The organism is Neobacillus sp. YIM B06451 (assembly GCF_032667185.1).
In the GTDB taxonomy this organism is placed as follows: Bacteria; Bacillota; Bacilli; order Bacillales; family Cytobacillaceae; genus Bacillus_D.
Genome location: NZ_JAVFKJ010000006.1, coordinates 132,754 through 159,276, shown reverse-complemented (window position 1 = coordinate 159,276; position 26,523 = coordinate 132,754). Strand labels below are relative to the sequence as shown.

The window sequence follows — 26,523 nt, the reverse complement described above, 5'->3', positions numbered from 1 at the left end:
TGAGGGTATTACAATGGAGTATGAATCTATTATTAAACGTGAACGAATAAATATAATTCCAGTTACGAAGCCGGGACTGAATATAAAAGAAGTTTGCGATGGTTTGCTAAACAATAAAATTTATATCAGTAAACGCTATCCCACCATTTTAGCAGATAGAGATTTATGGACTGCGGACCCGTTAAATGACAGAAGCTGGAGATTTTGGCTTCACACATTAACAATTATTGAAAATCTCATTTATGGTTATGAATTATATGGTGATATTCAATATTTAAATAAAGCAATTTTATTCCTTGAAGATTGGCATTCAAAAAATCCACCAGATTCAACTGCCGTATCCGAAATGGCCTGGCATGATCATTCCACTGCATTACGGCTTATTATTATTTGCAAATTGCATGAATCTTGGAGAAAAGCTCTTTTTTCAGAGGAGAAGCATCTCTTCTTCCAAAAAATAATTGAAGAACATTGTCAGAAACTGATGAACGATTCCTTTTATATGCCAAATCATAATCATGGTCTTGATCAAGATATCGCCCTCTACACAGCTTCGATTACGTTGAGCTATTTGAAAGAATCGAAGGAATGGAAGGAAACCTCTTTAAAACGTTTTTGGAAACAGGTTGACCATTTAATTGCCGAGGATGGCAGTTACAAAGAGCACTCCCCCGCATACGTTTATATCTTTTTAGGCCGCTTTTACACATTTTATCATTTTCTAAATAAATACGATCCAGCTGCCGCCAATAAGCTGATTGAGCACCTTGATAAGCTGTTAACTTTTTTTATCTATATCGTTCAGCCGGATGGGCAAATACCTCCAATCGGCGATAGTGAAATGAGTCCCTTCATCTTATGGAATGAGCTTCCTGAATCTTTGGTAGATAAAGCAAAACTTTTAAAAAAGCCTCATAGCCTCCTTAATGAGTTTAGTTTGGAGAAAGTCTTTAGTGAGGGAGGCTATGCGTTTCTAAGAAATCAATGGAATTATACGAAAGAAACTGTCCAGGCGATTCTTTACAGCAGCTTCCACTCACGGGTCCATAAACATAAGGATGAACTTGCCCTTATTTTATACGGAAATGGCGTACCTATCCTGACAGATGCGGGGAAGTTCAGTTACAACTACTCCGACCCGGGAAGAATATACGCGGAGTCCGCAAGAGCACATAATACAATTGTCGTTGCCGGAGAGGAAATGGACACATCTAAAGCAAATATCGGCAAGTCAGGGCTAAATGGATATTTTTCTTGTGATAACCTATCCGTGGTTTCCGGAACACATTGCTTATATAGAGGAGTGCTCCATTACAGGCTGCTAATCTTCCTAAAACCGAGCAACTTCCTATTAATCGACTGGGTTATCGCCAAGGATACAAAGACTGTGGTTCAAAACTTTCTTTTTCACCCTTCCATTGATTGCAGTTCAGATGGAAGAACGGTTATTGGAAAGTTTAGAGGAAAAGAGTGTATTTCTCTAATACCGCTAATCCACAATCATGGGGTTACCCAATTAAAAAAAGGCCGGATAAGTCCTTTGGAAGGCTGGTATTCCCCGAAGCATTCTATTCTTGAACCGACATGGAATGCCCAATTCACACAAACAGGGAAGGAAGCGCGTTTTGCCACCCAAATGCTGATTGATAAGAACAAACCGGCCATTGACAACTTTTCATGGTATGGCAACCTTGTGAAATTCAAAATCAATCAACAGGAAGTAATGATTATTCTACACCAATATACTCATGAACTTTACCTGAATGGTAAGAAAATGAATTGGCTCAGCCTTCCAAAAACTCAACTGGAAAATGAAGTGAAGAAAAGGTGGAAGGAATTAAAGGGCTGAACATCCTTCCTTACACATTTGAACAAATAACTCAATACGGCAGAGAGGAGTTAACAATTGATGGGCTCTTTTTTGATAGATGAATCTCTTCATCAGAAAATCAAGGCAATCCCAGAAATATCGACAAACCACTGTGAGCACCCTGAAATTAGAGTCGCGTGTATTTTGGACACCTTTAGCTTCGAGTGTTTTAAGTATGAGTGCAATTTAATGCAGCTTTATTTAACTGACTGGGTTGAAAAAATTGAAGCATTTAAGCCCCATTTCCTGCTTGTGGAATCGGCTTGGCGGGGAGTTAATGATTCATGGCGGAACCTGCTGACAAGCGTGGGAAAGCACGATCATTCCCAAATAAAGGCATTAATTCAATATTGCAATAAAAAAGGCATTCCTACAGTATTCTGGAATAAGGAAGACCCACCTAACTTCCCCTATTTTATTACCACAGCGAAATTTTTTGATTATGTCTTTACCACTGATAGTAATTGTATTCCAAAATATCAAAAGATGGTTAACCATGAGCGGGTATATCCACTTCCCTTTGCGGCACAGCCTGCAGTTCATAATCCTATTTTTTCAAATAACTCACCGAAAGAGAACGTAGCCTTTGCAGGAACTTGGTATTCTTTCAAACATTTAAAAAGGCAGGAGTTTATTAACCTTCTTTTAAAACCCGCTCTCCGTTATGACTTAAAAATTTTTGATCGAATGTATCTTTTTAAAGGCAACAAAAATTATCAATTCCCCGATTATTTTCAGAATAATATTATTGGATATCTTGATTATCTTGATATGGTCAAAGCCTACAAAATCTTTAAGGTTTTTTTAAATATAAATTCGGTGGCGAGCAGCCCGACAATGTTCTCAAGAAGGGTATTCGAACTTCTGGCCTCGGGAACTTGTGTAATCAGTTCCATATCGGATGGCATTTCCTCCATGTTTCCGGGTATTGTGAAAGTCGCTTCCTCAGAAAAAGATGTGGAAAATCACTTGAAAAGATTGTTGAAAAACAAAGAGGAAAGAGAAAAATTGAGCTTGTTAGGAATCCGTGAAATTCATAAACACCATTTATATAAGCATCGGTTTGAAAAAATCCTGGACCTTATTGGTTTACAGTATGAGAGAAAAGGCGATTTGCCGGGAGTATCTTTGATAACCGTTAATACAAGCCAAGAGCACATCGCCAATATTCTAAAGAACTATAGAGAACTCAACTACGAGAACAAAGAACTCGTTGTTTTAATAAATGAAGGCTCTATTCAAGAAGATGACTGGATGAGGTTGATCAATGACGATGACGACATTCAAGTCAAAAAGATGCCTGCCGGTACTACTTATGGGGAAAGTTTCTCAGCAGGCATAAAATTCAGCAGGCATCCATATACTGCTGTTTTCGATGAAGAACATTATTATGCTCCTAATTATTTGCTTGATACAATGCATGCATTTACCTGGTCCAAGGCTGAAATTGTTGGAAAAAGCACCTATTATGCTCATGTTGAAGCTGCAAATAAATTTGTTCTGAGGGAATTGGATAAGGAGCATACCTTCACTAATTTTGTTTCGGGAACAACAATGGTCATCAATAAAGAGGTGTTTAAACTAGTATCGTATCCAGAGGGCAATGAAGGAACTGACACAAAGTTTTTAAAGGATTGCAATGAAAAAGGAATCACCATCTATTCAAATGACCGGTTTAACCATGTCCGGGTAAAATCTAGGGAACACACATTGCATAGCTGGAAAATATCAGATGAAGAATTCATCAACAAGTCAATGATTATTCCAAACGTTGAGAACTTTAAGGATTATGTAACCGTATAGTCGTTTCCAAAACCTTTTAGACGAATTCTTTCCGATTAATTTAAATTACTATGCCAATACCCTTACATTTTTCTGAAACCTTCATACTATGCCAAGAAAGGTTAAAGGCCACATTGATTCACCAACAAGTGAAAGATAAGGAGTGCTGCATGTTGAAAATTCTTTTTACAAATCCGCCGCCCATCATTAAATACGGGATGCAGCCCGGCTTTGAAAAAATGGGCTGGGAAACGGACAGGTTGGAGGTTCCCGAACAGTCGGAAAAAGGCATGATTGAAAAAATCAACCGGTTTAAACCAGATTATATTTTCACGGAAGGCGGAGTCGATACGAAAAGGTTCGTCTTTCCTGTTCTTGAAAAGTTCCAAATCCCCCATATTTATTGGGCGATTGAGGATCCTGTCGCCAATGATTCACTTGCAATGGAATGGGCTGAAAAATCCGTTTTGACGCTTACTCCCTGTGTAGAAATGCTAAAAAATTACAAAAAAAGGAACCATAAGGCAATTTGCGTACCCTTTGCGATGGACCCGGATTACTACAATCGGAAAAAGCCAAAAAAACCGTATTCGGGCCTTGATGCTGTTCACATTGGAAATAATTATGACGTTTTTGACGAGCGGTATGAAGCGTACACATATATCTTACAGCCATTTATAGATAAAGAAAAAGCGATTGCCATCTATGGGATGGACTGGCAGAATCCAGATCACCGGTTTAATGTCCCCGGTCCATATGCAAAGGGCTATCTTTCACATGAGGAATCCGTTTACGCCTATTCGTCTGCAAAGATTACCCTTGGAGTCCATTCAATAACCGACTCGGCTACGATGCAATCAATGAGGACATTTGAAGTTCTAGGCTGCGCAGGCTTCTTTTTAACCCAGCGGACGAAAGCAATTGAATCGATGTTTGAAAATCATAAGCATCTCATCTGGTCTAGCAATTATAAAGAAACAGTTGAATTAATGGGTTTTTATTTAAAGAATGAAAAGGCAAGAGAAAAAATAGCCTCGGCGGGTCAGGAGTTTGTCTATAAACACCATACGTATAAACAGCGCGCAGCAGAAATCATAAAAACGCTTAATGAGTAAAAATAACTCGACAGAAAAGAGGGAGGCTTAAGATGAAAAAAGAGATAACCATTATTTATCCTCCAGCCATTGATTATAAATTCATGCACCAAAGGCCCCAACAAATGATGAAAGCGATGGCGGAGTTAGGAGTCAATGTCCTTTTTTTAAATCCTGAAACTTTTTTCGATCAGGATAAACCGGTTGAAGTCCCTTTTTCACATCTTCCAAATTTCAGGGTGGTAAAAAAGGACGTCGATATTTCACCATTTATTGAAGGAAAGAAAGTTCTTTGGTGCGCGGTGAATCAAGCAAAGCAAATCGACCTGCATAAACCTGATTTAGCTATTTTTGATTCCTGCGATCTTCCTTCTGATGAGTTTTCCGTCTGGAAATCGTACATCCCGGAAATGGAAGAAAAATGCGATATTATCTTTGCTACCTCCCCTCCAATTTATAACGAGCATAAGGCAAACGGGAAGAACGTTTATTTATTGCCAAACGGTGCGGACTTTGAACACTTTAAAAAGGCTTCAAGTCCGATTGGAGACCGCCCTAAAGATTTGCCGTCCACAAAGGGACTTCCATTAATCGGCTATTACGGGGCTATTTATTCGTGGCTGGATGTTGAAATAATTGAGAAAATCGCGAATCGGTACCCAGTCGTGCTAATCGGTTCTCAGAATATCCAAATAAAACATCGCAATGTCACGATGTTGGACATGAAGTTTTACGAAGAGCTGCCCCATTATTTAAGCTGGTTTGATGTCGCCATCATTCCCTTTAAAATGACAGATATGATAAAAGCCACAAATCCAATTAAATTCTACGAATACATTTCAGCAGGAAAACCGGTTGTGAGCGCCCCGTTGCCCGAACTTTCCAAATACAAACATTTGTGCTATTTTGCAGAAAAGAAAAATGTCATTGCAAAGATTGAAGAGGCATTTATGGAGAATACGGTGGAAAAAATCCATGAAAGACAAAAAGAGGCCATGAAACACGATTGGGTTTCGCGGGCAGAAGAAGCGTTGAAAATCATCCAGAAAGCCTTAAAGAAAAAATAGGAGGAATGCGAATCTAATCGTTCTAACAAAAGGAGGAAACCGCCGAAGTGGCAGAACTAACTTGGGGAAACTACATCATTCAGATGAAGCAACAGGGTTATGGGGGATCCGGTCTTGTTTACTTTGGATTTGATTCAATCCAGAAGAGGGAAATCGCTGTAAAAAAAATGTCCAATATCGCAAAGGCGCTAAGGGAATCATGGTTAATGAAAAGCTATGGGGACTATAAAGGATTGGTTCAATTTTATGATTTCTTTATCCATGAAGGCCATGCGTGGATTGTCATGGAAAGAGTACACGGAAGTGTATTAAAACAATACGATTTAATCAGCTCTTTGAAAATCACCATCAATATTTTAAAAGCCTTAAATGAGTTGCATTCCAAAGGGATCTTGCACGCTGATATAGGCCCCAGAAACATTTTATTGACCGACCGGGAGAATTGTGAAATTAAGCTTATCGATTTCGGCTCTTCGGAGGTAAAGGACATAAAAGGGGTATACCGCGGGAAAGTAAAGGCCTGGATGGCCCCCTTTGCAAATGAAGCCAGCGATAATTACGACCTTTATGCAACAGCGGCCGTATGTGTGTACATGATAAATGGGGACAGTAAACCTTCCACCCTGGAAGACTCTAGGCTTAGAAAAATCCTTGAAAAAGCAATGCACGAGATCCCCTCAAAACGTTACCAAACTGCAAAGGATTTCCAGAATGACTTGGAAACCTATTTGAAAACAATCGAATCGGAAGGAAAGGAAGATGTTCGAATAAAAGCAGATAAACTGATGATTGTCGCGCATCCGGATGATGAAGTCTTATTCGGCGGCGGTGAACTAATTAAGGAAAAAGGCTGGAAGGTAATTTGCGTTACAAACGGCAATAATAAAGAACGAGCTTCCGAATTTAAATTTGTCATGAAAAGACTGGGAGCTGAATATGAAATATGGGATTTCCCTGACGTTTGGAAAGGGGATTTTGACAGGCCTGCTTTAACAAAAAAAATAAAAAACGAGTTGAGAGGGAAGGATTATAAAAAAATTGTCACCCATAATTTACATGGGGAATATGGCCATACACAGCATATCGCACTATCTGAAATTGTCCACAGTTTATGCAATAAAAATTTATATGTATTTGGATATGGTGATAAAAAGCTCCCCGAGAATGTTTTGAAGGAAAAACTAAAACTTCTTCACCAGTATGAACTCTTCGTTTTCCAAAAAGATTACTACATGAATTTAAGAGAATTGGAGTATGAAAAATTCACAAAAGTTCAAGATGGCAAAAAACACAAATGATGGAAAGGAGTGGCCGCTATTAAAATACTCATGCTTGCAGACCATCTGGTACAAGGTGGATTAGAGACCCATGTTGTCACACTTGTCAATGAACTAACAAAACTTGGACATGAAATTTTTTTATTCACCGCATCAATCTCACCACAAATTCTTTCGCAAATAACCCCTTCAAAATTCACATATCTTAATTGGTCAGATGGCTCTTTTAAAAAAATTGAGAAGTTCAAGCCAGATATCATCCATTCACATCCATTTACAGCAATTGATAAAGGACGAGAATTTGCGATTCATTTTAAAAAACCTTTAATTGTTACAATGCATGGCATTTATGATTTCGGGGTGGATGATTCTCCTCTAGGTTATGAAGTTAGCAAAGTATTAAAGAGAATAATAGCCGTAGACTTTAGGGTGGCACTGTATCTTTTGAGCAATGCATATCAGCCTGAGAAAATTTCCGTTATCCGAAACGGAATAGACTTTCAAAAGTTTTATCCCAAAGCGGGAGATAGGAGCTTAATCTCCTCTCTGGGGCTTAACCCAGCCAACTTTACTCTTTCAGTTGTAAGCCGTTTTGATGATGACAAGGAAGTGCCGATCATCCAATTATTAAAATGCACTCCCCTGCTTTCAAAGTTTGTAGAAGGGATAAACCTTTTAGTCATTGGTGATGGTGGAAAGCTCAACGAAGTGAAAAAAGCCATTCCCCAAAAAGTACCTTCCAATATTAAGATCAAATTATTGGGATGGCAAGAAAATATCGAGGATTTCTACCGGATATCCGACTTGGTGATGGGCAGTGGGAGAGTCGCACTGGAAGCCCTCTCCTGCAAAATACCTGTTTATGCAATGTGGGATGGGTTCGGAGGTGTGATTACAAAAGACAACCACGATTTAATTATGATGGGGGGAGCCTTCAGGCAGCTATCTGATGGTGAATTAATAAACGAGTTGGTAAAAGTGGTCAATCAACGAAGCTTTCTACAACAATCAGCCCGTGAATCCTATGAGTTTGTAACAAAGGCATATGACAGTAGGATAATCACCGAGCAATTGGTAAGGATTTATGAACAATACCGCCAGTAAGAAGAAGATGGTTTTTCGGAATTACTCCTAACTAATTAAATCGCCTAACACTGTTTTTCTCCTCCACGAATAACATGGTGGTATAATAACCTACCTACGCAAAGGAAGGAGCATTTAAATGGATATTGGTCATAAGAAAGGCAAGATGGAGCACGAAGATTTCCTGGAGGAGGTATTCAATTCTATTTCCTGTAAGCAAACAGGCCATCATGAGCACCACGACGAATGCGAGGATGACTGTCATTGCAAAGACAACAAACATTGCATTTGCTTGATTTTATGTGAACTGGAAAACAAAAAGAAAACATTACGTTTTAGAACAAAGAGCGGTGATGAAATCATTGGTACCATCAAATGTTTTGATAAGTGCACCGGGTGTGTAGTCATTATTCAGCCAGGAATGAAATCACCAAAGCTTCCTCCGGTTGCAGTTATCATTTCATGCCGTGACATCGAAAGCATATCCTTTGAGGTCGATCACTGGTAACCATCTCTTTCTCGATACTCAATAAATGGGAAAGGATCAATAGATGTGAAAAGAAAACTAAAAGTCATGGTGATCTTTGGTACGAGGCCCGAAGCAATTAAAATGGCTCCATTGGTAAATGAACTTGCCAAGCACCCAGATTTGATTGAAACATCCGTAACTGTAACAGCCCAGCATAGAGAGATGCTTGACCAGGTTTTAACAGCCTTTTCCATCCATCCGGATTTTGACCTTAACTTAATGCAGTCGGGGCAAAGCTTAGGGGAATTTGCTTCCAGATCCTTAAGTGGCCTAGACACGGTCATTAAAAAGAGTAAGCCTGACCTGGTTCTCGTTCACGGGGATACTACAACTACCTTCGCAGCCACCCTGGCTGCTTTTTATAACAATGTAAAGGTTGGCCATGTTGAAGCCGGGCTTCGGACCTTTAATAAGCATTCTCCTTTTCCAGAGGAATTAAATCGACAACTGACAGGGCTTATTGCAGACCTTCATTTTGCCCCAACGGCGACAGCAATAAGCAACTTGCACAAGGAAAACAAAGACCCTGGGACATTATTTTTAACAGGAAATACTGTAATAGATGCTTTGAAAACAACTGTAACCAAAAGCTATAAACATGACCTGCTCAATTCAACCGAAGGAAAAAGGCTTATCCTCCTAACCGCACATAGACGGGAAAACCTCGGGAAGCCAATGATCAATATATTTCAGGCTGTAAAAAGGATTGCAAGGGAATTTGACGATGTTGCAGTAGTTTATCCAGTCCACTTAAACCCCTCTATTCAAACATTAGCTGCGGAAATACTCGCTGGCCAGCCTAACATTCATTTAACAGATCCTCTTGATGTAATTGATTTCCATAATATTTGCGCACGATCGTATTTGATTCTTACCGATTCAGGAGGAATTCAGGAGGAAGCTCCTTTCCTTGGAGTGCCTGTCCTCATATTAAGGGATACGACTGAACGGCCCGAGGGTATTGAAGCTGGGTCATTAAAACTTGCAGGAATAGAAGAGGGAGGAATTTACCGGTTAACAAAGGAATTATTGACAAATGATTCTTTGTATAAAAACATGTCGGTCCCTTCTAACGTCTATGGGGATGGCTTTGCATCAAAAAGAATAGTGGACGCCATCCTCCATTATTTTGGCCTTCACACGGAATCAAAGTAATATAGAAAAACCAATTAATCATTCCTTACCCTATTTCCAGCCGGGAAGGAATGATTATTCGGTGTTAAGCAGGTGTAAAATGGATCTGGCTTTTTCCCTCCATGTGTTTTTCCGGGCTTCATCCTTTAGCTGTTTCATAAGTTCTGCATCTCCTCCCAGTTCAAGGGCAGTCTCCACTCTTTCCATGAACTGCTTATGATCTTTAGCAACCATAACAACACTGTATTTCCTGCATTCCGGAAGGTTTGTTGAAACAATCGGCTTCCCCACAGCCATATATTCAAAGAGCTTAATAGGAGATGTCGCAATTGTCACTTCATTGACAAGGAACGGGATTATAGAAACGTTGAATCGGTGGGCATAGCCGGGCAACTCCTCATACCTTACCGTGCCTAAATAATGGACATTCGGCATGGAGAGCAGCCTGCTATTCTTTATACTGCCGTCATAGTCCAAACCTATGAGAACAAGTTGCCAGTCACTCCTTGAGAAGGCGAGCTTCTCAAGAAGGGCATAATCAACCCAGTTCGCCAGTGCCCCGAAATAGCCAATAACAGGCTTTTCCCCCAGATGGAGGCCGTCCACTAATACCGGCGTGGAACCATTCTTGGGGACTGTATGAAAGTGTTCATAATCCACACCATTTGAAACAAGCGCGCATCTAACAGGAGGCCTTTTATCCAATATATCATTGTAAAGTTTATCCGCTGTCGCAACCACATAGCACGATTGATTTTCAAGTATTTTCAAGTGCCTTTCAAGGATTGGCCTCGGAATGGGAACACCGGATATACTCGGGGATAATTCATCGATATATTCATATAAGATGTCAAATCCCATTTCAAGGCACTTTCTCACAAATCCGTATTCCCTTACAATATCTCCGGAGTACATATGCACAATGACCCTATTTTTTTGTTTGGCCAAAAATAAGAGGATTGCCGCTTCAACTTCCGGTTCTCTCATATTTACTAAAAAACAGCCTGGCATGACTTCCTCAACAACATCAATTTGATCATATTGATTAGCCGTCCCATAAAGATACACTACTCCTTCGCTCGCAATATTGAGGGCGATATGCTGGGGACGTTGAAAAAGAGGAATATTCCAATCAACCAAAGAGGGAAAAAGAACAATCGGCTTACCCGGATTATTTTCTACAATTGATCCAAGCTTTTTAAGAATCAACTGTTGTGGAGGGGAATTCAGGCCTATCCGCCTTTTTTTAAAATGCTCTTTTCTCATTAAAAGATTTTTTCTCATTCGCTCTCCGCTTAAGTAATCGTTATCCATCCATCCTACCCCCCTTTCAAATTAGCTTTTTATTGCTATAGTGGTTTTTTCAGATTCGCTGTATTTAATTACATGAAGCCAGGCTTGCTTTCAGGGAGAAAATTTTGGAAATCATTTGTTAATACAAGCGGAGAACAATGTTTTTTTAACCGCCTATTGTCTGAATCCGAGGTGTGGTGGGAGCTAGAATAACGGATATACACATAATTAAATGGAGAAGATGCATACATACAGATCCCAAGATTTTTACACTCCTCCAAAAAAACTGCGTCTTCCCCCACCGAAATCGGAGGAAACAGTACTCTCTCGGCAACAACTTTTTTAAAAACAAGAGTCGAGCCGGCCAATGTATCATCGATATTTTTAATAAATGTATTTTCCTTGCCTTTAAAGAGCAATCCGAGTAGCCCCTCGTCTTTAAAATAAATAAATATTGACTGCTTTCCGACAACATCGGCCCCGTGTCTCGCCATTTCATCCAATGCTTCTTCAAGATAATGGGCACCATAATAATCATCGTCATCAAACCGTGCAATGATATTGTATTTTGCCTGGCGGATTCCCTTGTTTATACAAGAGCCGAGCGGTTCTTCAAATGGAAGTTCAATGACTTTAATAAGCGGGTTATCGGACAAGCCTTTAACTAGATGTTTGTTAAATCCATGAAGGATGAGCACGAGTTCCTTCTCTTCAATTGTTTGGTTTTCAAAATTACGAAGGATTGCTTGAAGAAAATCCGGCCTTTTCGTACACGTAATGACAGAGACCACAACAATCCTCCCTTTCAGTCTTTTAGTATTACTTTTATGACTTGGGAAGAAATATAATGCTTTGATCTTCCAAAGCATTCCTATTGATAAGTCTAAATTAAATACATCTGGAAGATAAGCCCACCCTGTTGACGAAGAATAATGCGCGCATTATAATTTTACTTTCGGGTAAAGCCCGACGTGGTTCGAGAACCTCCCACGCTAAAAAACTAAGGAGAGAGAAAGATGAAAATTAAATCATTGGCAGTGAACGGGATTATTGCGGCGCTGTATATTGTGGTGACGTTTTTGATCCAGCCGCTAAGCTTCTCAAATATCCAATTCCGTTTATCAGAGATGTTCAACCATCTCATCGTATTTAACAAAAAGTATTTTTTTGGGATTATTCTTGGCGTTTTCCTGGCGAACCTTTTCCTTTCGCCAAATCCCGGCCTTGACCTTATTTTCGGCTTCGGCCAATCGGTACTGGCCCTTTTGATTACCATGTTTTCATCGCGGTATATTAAAGGAATTTGGGCTCGCATGGCGATCAATACTGTGGTCTTTACATTCACAATGTTCCTGATTGCCTGGGAATTGAATATTGCCGCAGGATTCCCATTTTTCGCCACTTGGCTGGCAGTTGCATTTGGTGAATTCGTTGTCCTTACGGTCGGCGCCCCATTGATGTATGCTATTCATAAACGCATCAATTTTGAAAAGCTTATTGACTAATAGATGAGGGCCAGACCTGTTCGGGTTTGGCCTTTTTCGATATTTTATTCATTCGGCCTTGCCCTATTTCCAAGGGGTTAAACATTTTGTACTATTTTTTCCATCTTGGTAAGATATCAAAAAAGAAGCGCCCCTCCCGTAATCCAAGGGAAGGAGCGCTGTTATTCAATCGTCTTGATTTTAGTGAAAAAGTAATAGTATTTGTATAGAACAACGGCTGCCAGCCCCGCCCTAAGGATCCAGCTGTCTGTCATGATGAACGGGATGGCGATCATGCAGTCGGCAAAGAGGAGGACAGAGAGCTTTTGTTTTAACGTCATTTCCCGTTTTTTCACAAAGCCTTCGAGATGTTTTTTATACAGCCGGCTTTCTTTGAACCATGCCTCAAACTTCTTCGAGCCCCGCATAAAACAGTACGACGCCAACAATAGCAGCGGTGTGGTCGGAATAACCGGCAGCACAATTCCGATTATGCCAAGCCCGAGAGACAGGAATCCCGCCAAGATAAAAAGCAGGCGGAGCGGCTTCTTGACGATATCCAACGACTCCTTTCGGAAAAAATAACTACTATGCAGGCAATGCAGAAGCGAACAATTCCTGCAGGTACCGATAATGGACAAATTCGCCGCGGTTGGCCATGGAAAGGATTTCTTCGGCTGTGGCCCATTTCACCGCGCTTACTTCCTCTTCCTGAAGGACGCATTTCGTGATGTCGACATTTTGCCTGATGAGCCATACGTCCGAAATGCTCTTCTCTCTAAAAACAGTAAAAGCAATCTCGGCTTTTTCCATATCAGGAATGATGCCAAGCTCCTCCTTCGTTTCCCGGACACATGCGGCAGCGCTGTCATCGCCCATGACCGCGGCACCACCTGTGGTAGCCCACATATTCGGGAAGCCCTTCACATGTGGGGCGCGTTTCTGGATCAAATACTCCCCATTACTGTTCATTATCCAAATATGGACGACAAGATGAAATTCCCCCGGTGCGAGTTTTTCCCCACGGATTGCTGTTCTTCCTGTTTTGTTCCTGTTCCGGTCATATACATCCCAAAACTCAGGCATAGGGTTTCCCTCCAAAATGGCAGAATGAACTTATATCGTACCATTTTTTACTATTCATTGCTGCTTTTTCTTACAACAAGTTTTGTAGCGATATAAACTTTTTTGGCTACTGTCCGGCCATCCAGCCTCTCAACAAGTGTATCAACCGCGGTTTCACCCATCAGTTCGGTGTAGATTCTGACCGTTGATAGAGGGGGGTGGATGTATTTCGAAATGCTTATATCATTTACCCCTATTACGGAAACACGCCCGGGTACATCGATTTCTGCCTCATGCAGGGCTCTCAACGCGCCAATAGCAATCGAGTCATTCCCCGTAAAAAATGCCGTTGGCAGCCGGCTCCCATGGTCCTTTATCGCCTTGGCCATCAACTCATGGCCAGATTCCACCTTAAACGCTCCGATATAAAAGGCGTCCTCTTTGAACAGGCCAAGCTCCTTCATGTAACTGCGGAAGGTGATTTCCCTTTCATCGGCAATCTCGGCCGTTTGGTCTTTAAAGGTTTCCCTGCCGCCTATATACCCGATTTCGGTGTGCCCTTTTGCAATTATGTAATCGAGGACACGTTTGGTCGCTGCTTTAAAATCAATGACGATGGAATCAAATTTTTCATCTGAAGGAGAGGAGTCCACGAACACGATATTGCCGGTGATTGACTCCATCTGGCTCACCTGCTTTTCACTAAATTTCCCAATGGCGATGATCCCTTTAATATCCAGCTTTTTCAATTCATCCATATCATCCAAAAAATATTTCTTAATAGAAATGCCGTGCTGTTTGCAGCGTTTCTCAATGCCGAGGCGGATTGACATATAGTACAAGTCATTCAGTTCCTCAATTTCCGTATACCAGTGGATAATGGCTATCTTTGTTGAAGAAAACTTTTTTGTCCCCCGCTTCTTATAGGAGAGTTCTTCCGCAGCCTCGAAAATACTCTTTTTTGTTTCATCACTTACGGACAATGAGGGATCATAATTCAATACCCGGGAAACAGTGGCTATGGAAACCCCGGCTTTTGTGGCAATGTCCTTAATGGTGGCCATTTTCCCTTCCCCTTCTACACGGTTTTGAATGTAAACTTTGTAAACGAATAATACTCCTCGCCTTCATCAATTACGGTGGAGGGAAAATGGGGATGGTTTATCGCATCCGGATAATTCTGAGTCTCAAGGCAGATGGCTAAATACGGTTCCGGCTTTGCACCCCCGCTGAGCAGGAAGTCGCCATCCAATTGGTTCGAAGTATAAACAACGACCGCGGGCTGATTTGTTTCGACTTCCACTCTCCTTCCGTTATCATCACAGCGCAATTCAATGACTGCGCCCTTCTTTTTACTCAGTACAAACGGGTGGTCATAGCCTTTTCCGGCAAGAAGATTTTGCTCATGGCTCGAAACAGGACCGTCCGAAAGCTTTCTCCCCTTCCGGAAATCGAAGGCAGTGCCTTCAACATCCAGCACATTTCCGGTCGGAATGAGATTTTCATCTAACTCAAGGAATCTTTCGCTATCCAACTTGAGCGTGTGCCCAAGAACTGTCGTTTTTGAGTTTCCGGCCAAATTGAAATACGTATGGTTGGTCAGGTTAAGGATTGTCTTCCTGTCCGTTGTTCCAAAAAATTCGACAATAAGTTCGTTCTCATCTGTTAGAGTATAGACTGTCCTGAGTGAAACGTTGCCGGGGTAGCCTTCCTCGCCGTCAGGATTTTCATATGTAAATTCAATCTTGGCAACAGGACCCTCCGCGTGGACTTTGGCATCCCAAATGACCTTGTCGAGCCCCTTCAGCCCTCCATGAAGATGGTTGCCATTATTATTTTTGGCGAGGACATAATCATGGCCATCAAGGCTGAAGCGGCCATCCTTTATTCTTCCGGCAACCCTGCCGACAACTGCCCCGAAATAAGGCGAGTGCTGAAGATAATCTTCAAGATTGTCGAAGCCGAGCACTACGTTTTCAATGTCGCCTTTTGAATCCGGAACACGGATTTCGGTAATAATGCATCCATAGTCCAGACAAGTGAGCCCCATGCCGTTATGGTTCGTTATGGATATCTTATTGACAGTTTTACCATCCAGCTCCCCAAATTTCTTTATCATCACTTCCATTTTCTGATCCCTCCCAAAACTTTTCATTTTTTATCACTTGCATCACGAAAAGGTGCTGAATTGGTAACTCTTCTGAAACGCTTTTTGCGGTTTTCCTAACAGTGCCTCTAAAAGCCATATTCATACAAAACCCCTTCTTTTGCAACCTCTTGCACTCTTAAAAAGCTATTTTATGTTTTCGTTTTCGCTATTCTCGTCTTTACAAAAAAGGCAAATCCCCGCTATTCAGGAGGATTTGCCTCTGTTTGTCCCGCAACTCAAACGGGAATCGGTTTATTCAGTAGTTTTTCAACCTGTGGGGCGGGAAGCGGACGGCTGAAATGGTAGCCTTGGCCGACGGTGCATCCGTTTGAAACCAGGTAGCCGACCTGTTCCTGTTTTTCAATTCCTTCGGCAATAACATGGAATCGCATATTTAAGCCCATATCGAGAATTGTCTTGACCATCGCGCCTTCAAGCGCCTCGGCTTCAATATCATCAAGAAATGATTTATCGATTTTAATCGTATCAATTGGCAAGTGTTTAAGATTACTTAAGGATGAATAACCTGTACCAAAATCATCAAGGGCTATTTTTACCCCCAACTCGGTCAATTGTCCGAGGATGGTGATGGAGCGCTCGATGTTCTGCATAATGCTCTCGGTTATCTCGAGTTCAAGTGAACTAGGGTCCATATCGGTTTCCATTAGTATTCTTTTTACTGTATCGACAAAGTTATCATCCTGGAACTGCCGGACGGAAATATTGACGGAAACGGTCAACGGCGGATACCCTTTTTCCTGCCACATCCGATGCTGTTCGCATGCCTTTTTCAGCACCCATTTCCCAATTGGGACGATGAGACCGGTTTCCTCGGCAAGCGGAATGAATTCCGATGGTGGGACAAGCCCTTTATCGGGATGCATCCATCTTATCAGCGACTCAACGCCGATGATGTTTCCGGTTTCAAGTTCCACCTGCGGTTGGTAATAAAGCGTGAGCTGGCCTTGTTCAATCGCCTTTCTCAACCCCGTTTCGAGCTCCATTTTCCTGGAAGAAAGCCCATGGAGGTGCGAAGAAAAGAACTGATAGTTATTTTTCCCGCGGTCCTTTGCCAGGTACATTGCTGTATCGGCATTTTTGATTAAAGTTTCCCCGTCAAACCCGTCGGTAGGGGCAATACTAATGCCGATGCTCGGTGTTACATAAAATTCCTCGCCATTGATTCCAAATGGCCTTGAAAAATCATTTAAGATCCTTTTTGAGACCCTTACAATCTTTTCTCGGCTGGCGTCGTACAACAGAATGATGAACTCATCGCCACCCTGGCGGGAAACGATGCCATCCTTTTTAACAGCCTGGGTGAGCCTTAATGCGACCGCTTTTAACAAAAGATCGCCAACAGTATGCCCTTTCGTATCATTGATGATTTTAAAACGGTCGAGGTCAAGAAACAGGACCGCGAGCTTTTGCGTTCCTTGGCTTTGAAGCGCCTCGTTCAGTTTTTCCCTAAACCGGTTCCTGTTTGGCAATCCGGTCAGGCCATCATAATAGGCCATATGCTGGATAGTCTGTTCAGCCTTTTTCCGTTCGGTAATATCACGGCCCACAATTTGCCGTGCCGCCCTGCCTTCAAAAAAGATCGGCATCGAAACCATTTCAAGGTCGATCCTTGTACCATCAAGCTTTGCTGTCTGGAACTCTAAACTTATTTTTTCCCCGGCTTCATTCCCAATGGTCAGCTCGCGGTATCGCATCTCGCTGATAACCGACTTCGGAACGAGGCTTGAGAGCGGCATCCCGATTATTTTCTTTGGGCATTCCGCCCCAAAAATCATCGCGCCGGTTTCGTTTATATAATCAATCTTTCCCCTGCTGTAAACAGCAATAATGTCAGGTGACATCTCAACGAGGCTTTTATAACGGTTTTCACTCTCTTTTCGATCCGTTATGTCAAAAAGCACTGAGCTAAAATCGACTAGCTCCCCATTCTTGACTGTCGGAATTCCCCGGTCTTGTATCCAGCGGATTTCACCGTCTGGACGGATGATCCGGTAGACGCTCGTCATTGTTTCCCCTCTTGCAAAAGCCTGCTCCCTTATCGGCAAAACTGCTTGGTCATCAGGGTGAATCACCTTTTTCCAAAGCTCGTGATCCTCGTAAAAATCCTTGAGAGTATAACCATAAAGCTTTTCTATTCCAGGAGTGACCATCAGATAATCCGATTTCATATCATGCGACCAAATCGCGACATCCAGCGTATCAAAAATGTCTCTCAGCCGCTGCCTGTTTTTCTGAAGTTCCTCCGCTGTCAAGTCCACCCCTTTAAGGACAGCGAGAATTAAAAGGCCCGAAACAATCAGGGCAGTGAAATGAAAAAACTGTTTGTTAGTAGGAAGAAACATGGAACCGATTTCAGAAATCAGTACCAAACCGATGAAGAAAAGCAAAATTAGTTTTCCTTTATTCTTGCTGAAAGGCCTTGTTTTCATATTGTCCCCTTAATGCTGCATAATTTTTCCGGCATTTTTTCTGATACTCTTAAAATAACAAATTTCCACAAATAGCTCAATGTGGTTTTTTATGGGCCCTTTTGTCAAAAAAACACCCGCCTGCCCCAGAGGGAACAAACGGGTGTGAAATTGCTATTGTCCGCTAACCTTTTGGGCCGCATACGGAATGATATCCCCAACCTGATCGCCAAACGGATCTAGCTGTTGGGATTCCAGGACCTTTCCAGTCTTGTCAAGAATCGCAAAGCCCCTCACTGACTTGGGACCGCTAGGATCCTTCATTTTTGCCTTGTCTATAAGCGTTAAATATTTATCGGAGAGAAGAGTATAGTCAAGGCCAAGCTCTTTCTTCATTTCCTTATGGTCTTCCGGAGAAGCAGCGCTTAATGCATAAATATCTCCCGGAAAATCGGCAAATAATTCCTTATTATTCTGCAACTCGACCAGTTGCGATTTACAGTAGTCTCAGGTATTGCCGGTGAAGAAAAAGACGAGGGTCGGCTTGTCCTTATTTTCAAGTGATACTTCCTTGCCCTGTTCATCGAGGAGGACTTTTTTTCCTGAACAGCCAGCCAAAACGAGCGCGAAAGCTGCAAGGAATAAAATGGTCCGCAAAAAACTCCGCTTGTGCATGTGTGATCCCCTTTCAACCTATATATGATAAGTATAACGTACCGTTTTGGGAGAGCAAGAATCAAGTTTGTGAATTATTTAACAATTCAGGTATGAGTACGGATGAAGAACCTCTTTCAGCAGACCAAAGAGGAATTTATTAGAATCTCCTGATTATGCGGGGATGTTTTTGAGAAAAATCTTCCCCTTATTTCTTTCTGAATTTTTAGATAAAGGCGAATAGAGAAAATTATAGGGCGAATAATTTTAAAAATGGGGTGAATGTCAAAAATAATGGGGCGAATAAATTTTCATGCCTTATTTGAAACAAGTGAAATTGTGTTAAAGTATACGAAAAGTAGAATTTTTGCTACTGATTTTTAATTCAACTCCGTTCCAATCTTCCAAAACAGAAAAAAGCACACCGTCATTAAACGGAATGCCCCTTTATACTTCATTTCGGTACACAAGGAACCGCTCATTTGGATTTTTTTCGTACAAATTCGGCAAAACGACCTCTTTTATCAGCTCGAAGCCTGTGTCGTATTCGAGGAACTGGATATAATCACCGGACGGGTAATATAGAATCAAGTCAATGTCCCTGGGGCTTTCCTCTGCCGATTCGAGGATCCGATTGACAACTTTTATAAAAATCGACAGAGTAAACGGGTTAAAAAAGTAGAACTTATTTTCCCCAGGCTGGATTTGATAGTCTTCGGCAAGGCAGCAATGGAAATGGATTTTGTCAGCGCGGTTTTTCATTTTCGATAGATAGCTATTCCTATTCTGGATTGCCTCGTGGTAAAAAACCTCGTTCATCTCAACGCCGGTAACATGCGCGTTGAATACGTAATTGGCATAGAACGGCAACCTGCCCTTGCCGCAGCCAAAGTCGACAAGGCTGTCCCGGCTTCCGAGCTGGTATTCAGTAAACAGGGCATCGAGCGCGTCATACGGGGTCGGTTCATAAGGATGGTAATGAACCGACTTTAAAAACCCTTTTTGGCTGCCGGCGGTTTTGATATTCAATAAAGCATCTTTATAGCGTTCCATTTCCACTTGCATCTCTTCCTTTAATTACTTCAGGGTCCGGGTTAAAAACGCCTTCGTCCGTTCGTTAAGGGGGTTAGTGAAAATCTCGGAAGGAGGACCCGATTCGATGATTTCCCCATTATCCATGAATATAACATGGTCCGCCACCTCGCGGGCAAATCCCATTTCGTGCGTGACGATAAGCATGGTCATATGCTCTTCGGCAAGCTTCTTCATAACCTGGAGCACTTCACCCGTCAATTCAGGGTCAAGAGCTGATGTGGGCTCATCAAAGAGGAGGATTTCAGGATCCATCATGAGGGCCCGGGCAATCGCAACCCTTTGCTTCTGGCCGCCTGAAAGCTTTGCCGGGTAGGCGTTCACATGGCCAGAGAGGCCAATTTTCCCCAAAAGCTCCTCGGTCCGGTTCTTAAGTCCTTCGGATGCTTCCTTCTTTACTACCTTTGGCGCAAGTTCGAGGTTCTCTTTCACGGTCAAGTGAGGAAATAAGTTAAAATGCTGAAATACCATTCCCATCTTCGCTGTAATCCTTTTAATTTCTTGCTGGCTTGGATAGACGCCGTCCTTTGCGAGGTATTCGCCGTCTACGGCTATGCTGCCCCCGTCAATTTTTTCGAGCTGGACGAGGCTGCGGAGCATCGTGCTTTTTCCCGAACCGGAAGGCCCGATAATGGCGATTACTTCATTTTTATTTACGCTGAAAGAAATATCCTTCAGTACTTCGGCTTGGCCGAAAGACTTTTTAAGATTGCTTACTTCAATGATAGCCATTTTCCCCACCCCTTTCTATTCAAATTTAAAGTTCCGTTCCACCGATTTGAAAATTGCCGTGAGTACCAATGTCATAGCAAGGTAAATGACCCCGGCGACGAAGAATGGAACGATGGTGAAATCCCTGTTGACCGCGGTCTGGGCAAAATGGAGCAGCTCCGGTACCGCGACCGCGTAAAGCAGTGCCGTATCTTTCACAAGTGTTACAGATTCGTTCGCAACGGCCGGAAGGGCAATCCTGAACATTTGAGGGAGGATGACCCTTACTGTTGTTTGCCATTTATTCAGGCCGAGCACCTGTGCGGCTTCATACTGGCCCCTGTCGATGGCGAGCAGGCCGCCGCGAAAGATTTCAGCAAAATAAGCCGCATAGTTCAGCACAAATCCAAGTGAGGCGGCGACAAATCGATCAAGGACAAGGTATTCGCCGATTACGGGAATCATCGGCAGGCCGAAACAGATGAACAGGAGCTGAAGCAACAGCGGCGTGCCTCGCATGACATAAATATATCCCTGGGCAAGCCAAGATAGTGGCTTGAAGCTGCTCTTCACTGCAAGTGTAAGTAAAAATCCTAACGGGATGGACGCGATGATGGCGATGAAAAACAACAGAATTGTCATTTTTGCCCCTTCAAGCATCGGCCCGCTGATTGAAATAATATAATCGAGAGACATACGTAATTCCTCCGGGTTCACTAAGCGAAAACAAAACAGGGTTTCCCCCGGAAATCCTGTTTTGTTTCTTTATTTGGCTTTTATTTTAATACTTTGTCTTCCCCAAACCATTTTTTCGAAACCTCGGCGGCGGTGCCGTCTTCATTGAGTTTATCAAGGGCTTTCTGCAGCTTATCGCGAAGCTCTTCATTCCCCTTTTTCACACCAACTCCGTATTGTTCCGGCGCCAGGCTTTCGTCGAGGATTTTGAATGTGTTTTCTTGTTTCGCCATGTAGTAATTTATAACAACTTCATCGATGACGACCGCATCAAGCCGGCCGCTCTTCAAGTCGTTGAGAGCCATGACGTTATCGGCAAATTCAGTCACTTTTTTTATTTTCGGCTTAACCGGGTCCGCATCAAGCGCATCAGACGCAGAAGACAAAGATTGCAGCCCAACGACTTTTCCTTCCAGGTCAGCGAGAGTTTCGATGTCTGAATTGGCAAGTGTTACGACTACCTGTGCATTTTCAAGATAAGGCTTTGTGAAAAGAACCTTTTTCTTTCGTTCGTCCGTAATAGTGTAACCGTTCCAAATCAAGTCAATCCGTCCGCTGCTAAGCTCAGACTCCTTTGTTTTCCAGTCGATTGGCTGGAATTTCACCTTCATACCCATTTCCTTCGCCGCTGCTTTGGCATAATCGATATCAAACCCGACAAGCTCGTTGTTTTCATCACGGAAGCCCATCGGCGCGAACTTATCATCAATTCCAATTACGAGCGTATCGCCGTTCCCTTTTCCTGAAGTGGAACTGCCCGAACATCCTGTAAGAACCATAAACAACGCTGAGACAAGAAATGTAATCATCGCTAAACGTTTCATATGTTGACCATCCTTTTTGTAAGTTTATTTTAGTTAAAATCGCTTTAGTACGTTACCATATTATCACACTATCAGATTATAACACTAAAATATATATTGGACAATAGCCCAAATAATATTCACAAAATTACCAATTAGAGGGGCATTCACATAGGAGGGGGCATTTATTCGGGGCGAAAAGACTACTGTGAAACAAGATTTTTCGGGAAGGGTGACAGGCACTGTTCGCATTTCTCAACAAAGAAAGGCACCCAACCGGGTGCCTTCAAAATTTATTTTCTGTGCATTTTAAATTCTAGGAAGAGCTGGTTGTAATAGGCCAGGTTCCGCGGTCCTAAGTTTTCGTACACCTCAAGTTTTTCTGTCAGTTCTTCGGAAGGATAGAAGCGCTCGTCTGACGTCATTTCCTCCGGCATATACTTCAGGGCTTCCTTGTTCGGTGTTGAATAATATACCCATTCCGTATTCTGGGCGGCAATTTTGGCGTCAAGTATGAAATTGAGGAACTTATGGGCTGCTTCTGTGTTTTTCGCCGTCTTCGGTATGACCATGTTATCGAACCATAGATTCGATCCTTCACTTGGGACGACATATTCAATGTCTTCGTTTTCTCCCATAATATCAGCAGCCACCCCGGACCAAACAATCCCGATTGCAGCTTCTTCATTCTCCAACAGCATCTTGATTTCATCGCCGACAATCGCCTTGATATTCGGCGTTAGCTTATCGAGCTTAGCTTTTGCCTGTTGGAGGTGGTTTTTGTCCGTATCATTCAGCGAGTAGCCAAGGCTGTTCAGCCCCATGCCAATTACCTCACGGGCGCCATCGATCAAAAGGATTTCATTTTTCAAATCCGGATCCCATAGGTCGTTCCAGCTTGTAATCTTTTTTCCACCAAGCATTTCTGGATTATAGACAACTCCAACCGTCCCCCAGAAATAAGGAACTGAATACTTATTTTCGGGATCGAATGGCAAATCCATGAAACGCGGATCGATGTTTTTTAGATTCGGAAGCTTGGAATGGTCGAGGGGGATCAGCAAATCCTCCTCACGCATCTTGTCGATCATATATTCAGAAGGAACAGCAATATCATAGGCTGTCCCGCCCTGCTTGATCTTTGTCATCATCGCTTCGTTCGAATCGAAAGTTTCATAGACAACGCTGATGCCGGTTTCTTTTTCAAACCGCTTGATCAAATCGGGGTCAAGGTAATCTCCCCAGTTGTAAATCGTCAAAGTGTTGCCGCCTGAATACCCTTTGGACGCATTGAGTTTTGAGATAATCCCGAGCAAAAGGGCCGATGCAAGGACGATTGAAATAAATAATCGCATTAGCTGTTTCATTTACGGACCCCCATTCCGGCCGGCCTTTGCCGTTGCGTAATGAAGTAGTAAACCACCACAAGAATGACCGTGAACAGGAACAACAGCGTCGAAAGAGCGTTGATATTCAGGGAAACGCCCCGGCGTGCAAGTGAATAAATTTCTACCGAAAGCGTACTGAATCCGTTACCTGTTACAAAAAATGTTACTGCAAAATCATCAAGCGAATAGGTCAGCGCCATGAAGAATCCAGCCATGATTCCCGGCGTCAGATAAGGCAAAACTACCTTCGTCAACACGTCCCAGCTGTTTGCTCCCAAGTCCTTAGCAACATCGACCAAGGTGGGACTCATTTCGGTCAACTTAGGGAGGACCATCAGGACGACGATTGGCACGCTGAACGCAATGTGGGATAACAGCACCGAGTAAAATCCGAGTTTATAACCAGAAACGGTAAATAAAATCAGGAACGATGCCCCAATAATGACGTCAGGGCTGACAATCAATACATTATTAAGCGACAATAACGTGTTTTTCGTCGTACGCTTTCTCATGTAGTGAATTCCAAGCGCGCCGCCGACACCGATAATCGTAGCAATTAGCGCGGAAAGCAGCGCCACGACGAGTGTATTCAGGACAATGATCAACAGGCGTGTATCATTGAACAATTCCTTGTACCACTCTAGGGTAAACCCTTCAAAGCCGAACATTTTCCCCCCGCTGTTAAAAGAGTAAAGGATCAGGAAGAAAATAGGTGCATACAGGATAAAGAATATCAGGGCCAAAAACAGTTTTGAGAGTGGGGACAGCCTTTTATCCACGTGAAACACCCCGCTTTCGGATGCCTGTCATCGCCATAATGGCAAACATCGCAATAATTAAAAACACCGCGATTGTCGAACCCATTCCCCAATCCTGGGTTACTAGGAAGTTTTGCTCTATCGCTGTTCCGAGCGTGATAACCCTGTTTCCGGCAATCAGCCTTGTCAGCATGAACAGGGAAAGGGCCGGAATGAAGACAACCTGGCAGCCTGATTTTACCCCTTCGATTGTGAGCGGGAAGGTTACACGGCTGAAAGTCGTCCACTTCGATGCGCCAAGATCGTTAGCTGCATCGATGAGCGCTGGGTTCAATTCATTCAGCGAGTTGAAGATTGGCATAATCATAAACGGGATAAAAATATAAACCGAAACAAAAATAAAGCTGAAATCAGTAAACAGGATTTGCTTCGTCCCGATCCCGATCGTCTCAAGGAACTGGTTGGCTGCCCCATACGTGCCGAAAATGCCAAGGAATGCATATGCCTTTAGAAGCAAATTAATCCAGGACGGAACAATGATGAGCAAAAGCCAAAGCTGCTTATGCCTTGTCTTCGTCAGCAGCATCGCAGTTGGATAAGCGACAAGCAAGGAAAACAGCGTAATCAAAAATGCATACCAAAAGGAACTGAGGGTCATCTTCAAATAGACCGGCGTAAAGAACCGTTGGTAATTCTCCAGGGAAAAATGGCCGTCAATATCAAGAAAAGAATAGTAGACTACGAGTAAAATAGGAACAATGACAAAGAAAACCATCCACAGTGTATAGGGCAGCATATATAGCTGGCGCGTCAGGTTCCGGTTCATTCGCCTTCCCCATCCTTATAAGCCTCTAACCGCCGGTCAAATTCCTCTTCCGTTTCACCCAATCGCATAACATGGATTGCTTCCGGCTCAAAATACAAGCCAATCTGGTCGCCAACGGCCGCTTTTTTTGTCGAGTGGACAAGCCACTCGTTACCGGCATTGTCGTAGCAGCTCAGTTCATAATGGACGCCTCGGAAAAGTTGGGAATCAACCTGAACCTGAAGCTTGCCCTTTTCAAGCGAGGTGATTTCCAAATCCTCCGGACGGATAACAATTTCAACCGGCTCATTCGGGTTTAGCCCCTGGTCGACGCACTCGAACTGCTTGCCTGTAAATTCAACTAGATAATCGCGTATCATTGTCCCTTTGACAATATTCGATTCTCCAATAAAATCGGCGACAAAGCGGTTGATCGGCTCATCATAAATATCAGTCGGGCTACCGCTCTGCTGAATTTTCCCATGATTAATGACAAAGATTTCGTCCGACATCGCGAGCGCCTCTTCCTGGTCGTGCGTGACGAAGATGAACGTGATGCCAAGCCTGCGCTGAAGTTCCCGCAATTCATACTGCATCTCTGTGCGCAGCTTCAAATCCAGCGCCGATAGCGGCTCATCGAGAAGGATGACCTCTGGCTCATTGACAATGGCCCTTGCAATCGCGACACGCTGGCGCTGGCCGCCGGACATTTCTGTAATTTCCCTATTTTCATAGCCAACAAGGTTTACAAACTGAAGGGCTTCCTTTACCTTCACTTTAATATCGGCTTCCTTCATTTTCTTAATTCGGAGGCCAAACGCGACATTTTCAAACACATTCAAATGAGGGAACAGCGCATAATCCTGAAAAACGGTATTTACCTGGCGTTTATTCGCTGGAAGGCTGTTAATTCTCTTCCCGTTAAAAAAAATGTCACCGGAGGTTGCCTCCGTAAATCCAGCAATCAGCCTCAAAATGGTCGTCTTGCCGCAACCTGAGGGACCTAACAGGGTATAAAACTTCCCTCTCTCAATCTCAAAGCTAACGTTATCGAGTACGGGGCGGTCCTGGTCGTATTGCTTTGTTACATTCTCAAATTGAATAATTACGGAACTATTCATGGCAGCCTCCTTTTCCGGGCGTTATTTATGATTACAACTCTTTTATTCCCGGCAAATCATGTCGATTTTCGACAAATCTCTATGGTACATTCGGAACAATTATACATGAGGGGGACAAAAATTCAATATTCTTTCTATTTTTTACAAAAAATGCGAGCAAATAATAATAAAAACCTCTTTAATAAGCCAAAAAGCCTTCT

Annotated in this window: 26 protein-coding genes, 1 pseudogene and 1 riboswitch; of the genes and pseudogenes, 9 read left to right on the top strand and 18 right to left on the bottom strand. The window is 42.7% G+C overall.

Features of this window, described 5'->3' with window-relative positions; all coding sequences use genetic code 11:
• Nucleotides 1-13 precede the first annotated feature (13 nt).
• From RB160_RS12855 to wecB, 8 genes are all read left to right on the top strand, one after another.
• Complete coding sequence (locus RB160_RS12855) at nt 14-1,849, top strand: heparinase II/III domain-containing protein (RefSeq protein ID WP_316570820.1); 1,836 nt, start codon at nt 14-16, stop codon at nt 1,847-1,849.
• A gap of 60 nt (nt 1,850-1,909) precedes the next feature.
• A complete protein-coding gene (locus RB160_RS12850) occupies nt 1,910-3,673 on the top strand; it encodes a glycosyltransferase family protein (protein ID WP_316570818.1) in 1,764 nt (587 codons plus the stop codon).
• Nucleotides 3,674-3,822: 149 nt separating this feature from the next.
• Entirely contained in the window at nt 3,823-4,767 is a 945-nt protein-coding gene (locus RB160_RS12845; RefSeq protein ID WP_316570816.1) for a CgeB family protein, read from the top strand.
• A 32-nt stretch (nt 4,768-4,799) separates the two neighbouring features.
• Nucleotides 4,800-5,813 (top strand): glycosyltransferase family protein, encoded by a 1,014-nt coding sequence (locus RB160_RS12840; RefSeq protein WP_316570814.1) that lies wholly within the window; start codon nt 4,800-4,802, stop codon nt 5,811-5,813.
• Between the two features lie 47 nt (nt 5,814-5,860).
• The gene (locus RB160_RS12835) at nt 5,861-7,111 is read left to right on the top strand and encodes a protein kinase domain-containing protein (protein WP_316570812.1); all 1,251 of its coding nucleotides are present in this window, start codon (nt 5,861-5,863) and stop codon (nt 7,109-7,111) included.
• Between the two features lie 9 nt (nt 7,112-7,120).
• Nucleotides 7,121-8,194 carry a glycosyltransferase family 4 protein gene (locus RB160_RS12830; RefSeq protein ID WP_316570810.1) on the top strand — a complete coding sequence of 358 codons (1,074 nt, stop codon included), beginning with the start codon at nt 7,121-7,123 and terminating at the stop codon, nt 8,192-8,194.
• 118 nt (nt 8,195-8,312) lie between these two features.
• Complete coding sequence (locus tag RB160_RS12825; protein WP_316570807.1) at nt 8,313-8,681, top strand: hypothetical protein; 369 nt, start codon at nt 8,313-8,315, stop codon at nt 8,679-8,681.
• Between the two features lie 45 nt (nt 8,682-8,726).
• Nucleotides 8,727-9,857, top strand: a complete 1,131-nt coding sequence (gene wecB, locus RB160_RS12820; protein ID WP_316570806.1) for a non-hydrolyzing UDP-N-acetylglucosamine 2-epimerase — start codon at nt 8,727-8,729, stop codon at nt 9,855-9,857.
• Between the two features lie 54 nt (nt 9,858-9,911).
• Here wecB and RB160_RS12815 read toward each other — a convergent pair whose 3' ends face one another.
• Together RB160_RS12815 and RB160_RS12810 are read right to left on the bottom strand one after the other, a co-directional pair.
• Nucleotides 9,912-11,150, bottom strand: coding sequence for a glycosyltransferase (locus RB160_RS12815; RefSeq protein WP_316570805.1), 1,239 nt, complete (start codon nt 11,148-11,150; stop codon nt 9,912-9,914).
• 68 nt (nt 11,151-11,218) lie between these two features.
• Nucleotides 11,219-11,920: a glycosyltransferase family 2 protein gene (locus RB160_RS12810; protein ID WP_316570804.1), complete on the bottom strand. Its 702-nt coding sequence runs from the start codon at nt 11,918-11,920 to the stop codon at nt 11,219-11,221.
• Nucleotides 11,921-12,094: 174 nt separating this feature from the next.
• Nucleotides 12,095-12,139: riboswitch (PreQ1 riboswitch) on the top strand.
• Between the two features lie 6 nt (nt 12,140-12,145).
• On the opposite strand from RB160_RS12810, the gene RB160_RS12805 reads away from it, so the two are divergent.
• Complete coding sequence (locus RB160_RS12805; protein ID WP_316570802.1) at nt 12,146-12,634, top strand: QueT transporter family protein; 489 nt, start codon at nt 12,146-12,148, stop codon at nt 12,632-12,634.
• 161 nt (nt 12,635-12,795) lie between these two features.
• Here the strand turns inward: RB160_RS12805 and RB160_RS12800 are convergent, their stop codons facing one another.
• The 16 genes and pseudogenes from RB160_RS12800 to RB160_RS12725 all read right to left on the bottom strand — a co-directional run bounded on the left by RB160_RS12800 (nt 12,796) and on the right by RB160_RS12725 (nt 26,323).
• Entirely contained in the window at nt 12,796-13,176 is a 381-nt protein-coding gene (locus tag RB160_RS12800; protein WP_316570801.1) for a YbaN family protein, read from the bottom strand.
• Nucleotides 13,177-13,201: 25 nt separating this feature from the next.
• Nucleotides 13,202-13,699, bottom strand: a complete 498-nt coding sequence (locus tag RB160_RS12795) for an NUDIX hydrolase (RefSeq protein WP_316570800.1) — start codon at nt 13,697-13,699, stop codon at nt 13,202-13,204.
• Between the two features lie 50 nt (nt 13,700-13,749).
• On the bottom strand, nt 13,750-14,742 hold the full coding sequence (locus RB160_RS12790; protein WP_316570798.1) for a LacI family DNA-binding transcriptional regulator: 993 nt from the start codon (nt 14,740-14,742) through the stop codon (nt 13,750-13,752).
• Nucleotides 14,743-14,756: 14 nt separating this feature from the next.
• On the bottom strand, nt 14,757-15,806 hold the full coding sequence (locus RB160_RS12785) for an aldose epimerase family protein (protein WP_316570796.1): 1,050 nt from the start codon (nt 15,804-15,806) through the stop codon (nt 14,757-14,759).
• The gene (locus RB160_RS12780; protein WP_316570794.1) at nt 15,766-15,930 is read right to left on the bottom strand and encodes a hypothetical protein; all 165 of its coding nucleotides are present in this window, start codon (nt 15,928-15,930) and stop codon (nt 15,766-15,768) included. The genes RB160_RS12785 and RB160_RS12780 overlap by 41 nt, the downstream gene beginning before the upstream one ends.
• A 133-nt stretch (nt 15,931-16,063) precedes the next feature.
• Nucleotides 16,064-18,277, bottom strand: coding sequence for a sensor domain-containing protein (locus tag RB160_RS12775; RefSeq protein ID WP_316570792.1), 2,214 nt, complete (start codon nt 18,275-18,277; stop codon nt 16,064-16,066).
• Between the two features lie 153 nt (nt 18,278-18,430).
• Nucleotides 18,431-18,748, bottom strand: a pseudogene (locus RB160_RS12770) (redoxin domain-containing protein); the annotation flags it as partial.
• Nucleotides 18,749-18,763: 15 nt separating this feature from the next.
• The gene (locus RB160_RS12765; protein ID WP_316570790.1) at nt 18,764-18,931 is read right to left on the bottom strand and encodes a hypothetical protein; all 168 of its coding nucleotides are present in this window, start codon (nt 18,929-18,931) and stop codon (nt 18,764-18,766) included.
• Nucleotides 18,932-19,357: 426 nt separating this feature from the next.
• Nucleotides 19,358-19,963, bottom strand: coding sequence for a class I SAM-dependent methyltransferase (locus tag RB160_RS12760; protein ID WP_316570883.1), 606 nt, complete (start codon nt 19,961-19,963; stop codon nt 19,358-19,360).
• Between the two features lie 24 nt (nt 19,964-19,987).
• Entirely contained in the window at nt 19,988-20,734 is a 747-nt protein-coding gene (locus RB160_RS12755) for an amino acid ABC transporter ATP-binding protein (protein WP_316570788.1), read from the bottom strand.
• A gap of 15 nt (nt 20,735-20,749) precedes the next feature.
• The gene (locus RB160_RS12750) at nt 20,750-21,409 is read right to left on the bottom strand and encodes an amino acid ABC transporter permease (RefSeq protein ID WP_316570786.1); all 660 of its coding nucleotides are present in this window, start codon (nt 21,407-21,409) and stop codon (nt 20,750-20,752) included.
• Between the two features lie 80 nt (nt 21,410-21,489).
• Nucleotides 21,490-22,272 carry an amino acid ABC transporter substrate-binding protein gene (locus RB160_RS12745; protein ID WP_316570784.1) on the bottom strand — a complete coding sequence of 261 codons (783 nt, stop codon included), beginning with the start codon at nt 22,270-22,272 and terminating at the stop codon, nt 21,490-21,492.
• Nucleotides 22,273-22,544: 272 nt separating this feature from the next.
• Nucleotides 22,545-23,618: an ABC transporter substrate-binding protein gene (locus tag RB160_RS12740; protein ID WP_316570782.1), complete on the bottom strand. Its 1,074-nt coding sequence runs from the start codon at nt 23,616-23,618 to the stop codon at nt 22,545-22,547.
• Entirely contained in the window at nt 23,615-24,418 is an 804-nt protein-coding gene (locus RB160_RS12735; RefSeq protein ID WP_316570780.1) for an ABC transporter permease, read from the bottom strand. Before RB160_RS12735 ends, RB160_RS12740 begins: the two co-directional genes overlap by 4 nt.
• Nucleotides 24,411-25,223, bottom strand: coding sequence for an ABC transporter permease (locus RB160_RS12730; RefSeq protein ID WP_316570778.1), 813 nt, complete (start codon nt 25,221-25,223; stop codon nt 24,411-24,413). Before RB160_RS12730 ends, RB160_RS12735 begins: the two co-directional genes overlap by 8 nt.
• Nucleotides 25,220-26,323, bottom strand: coding sequence for an ABC transporter ATP-binding protein (locus RB160_RS12725; RefSeq protein WP_316570776.1), 1,104 nt, complete (start codon nt 26,321-26,323; stop codon nt 25,220-25,222). The genes RB160_RS12730 and RB160_RS12725 overlap by 4 nt, the downstream gene beginning before the upstream one ends.
• Nucleotides 26,324-26,523 lie beyond the last annotated feature (200 nt).

What these genes read in the sequence shown, in the direction of transcription:
- RB160_RS12765 (WP_316570790.1), bottom strand. Translation starts at nt 18,931, where the DNA reads ATGCACAAGCGGAGTTTTTTGCGGACCATTTTATTCCTTGCAGCTTTC.
- RB160_RS12785 (WP_316570796.1), bottom strand. Translation starts at nt 15,806, where the DNA reads ATGGAAGTGATGATAAAGAAATTTGGGGAGCTGGATGGTAAAACTGTC.
- RB160_RS12805 (WP_316570802.1), top strand. Translation starts at nt 12,146, where the DNA reads ATGAAAATTAAATCATTGGCAGTGAACGGGATTATTGCGGCGCTGTAT.
- RB160_RS12825 (WP_316570807.1), top strand. Translation starts at nt 8,313, where the DNA reads ATGGATATTGGTCATAAGAAAGGCAAGATGGAGCACGAAGATTTCCTG.
- RB160_RS12750 (WP_316570786.1), bottom strand. Translation starts at nt 21,409, where the DNA reads ATGTCTCTCGATTATATTATTTCAATCAGCGGGCCGATGCTTGAAGGG.
- RB160_RS12775 (WP_316570792.1), bottom strand. Translation starts at nt 18,277, where the DNA reads ATGAAAACAAGGCCTTTCAGCAAGAATAAAGGAAAACTAATTTTGCTT.
- RB160_RS12730 (WP_316570778.1), bottom strand. Translation starts at nt 25,223, where the DNA reads ATGAACCGGAACCTGACGCGCCAGCTATATATGCTGCCCTATACACTG.
- RB160_RS12850 (WP_316570818.1), top strand. Translation starts at nt 1,910, where the DNA reads ATGGGCTCTTTTTTGATAGATGAATCTCTTCATCAGAAAATCAAGGCA.
- RB160_RS12790 (WP_316570798.1), bottom strand. Translation starts at nt 14,742, where the DNA reads ATGGCCACCATTAAGGACATTGCCACAAAAGCCGGGGTTTCCATAGCC.
- RB160_RS12815 (WP_316570805.1), bottom strand. Translation starts at nt 11,150, where the DNA reads ATGGATAACGATTACTTAAGCGGAGAGCGAATGAGAAAAAATCTTTTA.
- RB160_RS12755 (WP_316570788.1), bottom strand. Translation starts at nt 20,734, where the DNA reads ATGGCTATCATTGAAGTAAGCAATCTTAAAAAGTCTTTCGGCCAAGCC.
- RB160_RS12740 (WP_316570782.1), bottom strand. Translation starts at nt 23,618, where the DNA reads ATGAAACAGCTAATGCGATTATTTATTTCAATCGTCCTTGCATCGGCC.
- RB160_RS12745 (WP_316570784.1), bottom strand. Translation starts at nt 22,272, where the DNA reads ATGAAACGTTTAGCGATGATTACATTTCTTGTCTCAGCGTTGTTTATG.
- RB160_RS12845 (WP_316570816.1), top strand. Translation starts at nt 3,823, where the DNA reads ATGTTGAAAATTCTTTTTACAAATCCGCCGCCCATCATTAAATACGGG.
- RB160_RS12760 (WP_316570883.1), bottom strand. Translation starts at nt 19,963, where the DNA reads ATGGAACGCTATAAAGATGCTTTATTGAATATCAAAACCGCCGGCAGC.
- RB160_RS12840 (WP_316570814.1), top strand. Translation starts at nt 4,800, where the DNA reads ATGAAAAAAGAGATAACCATTATTTATCCTCCAGCCATTGATTATAAA.
- RB160_RS12795 (WP_316570800.1), bottom strand. Translation starts at nt 13,699, where the DNA reads ATGCCTGAGTTTTGGGATGTATATGACCGGAACAGGAACAAAACAGGA.
- RB160_RS12780 (WP_316570794.1), bottom strand. Translation starts at nt 15,930, where the DNA reads ATGAATATGGCTTTTAGAGGCACTGTTAGGAAAACCGCAAAAAGCGTT.
- RB160_RS12725 (WP_316570776.1), bottom strand. Translation starts at nt 26,323, where the DNA reads ATGAATAGTTCCGTAATTATTCAATTTGAGAATGTAACAAAGCAATAC.
- RB160_RS12855 (WP_316570820.1), top strand. Translation starts at nt 14, where the DNA reads ATGGAGTATGAATCTATTATTAAACGTGAACGAATAAATATAATTCCA.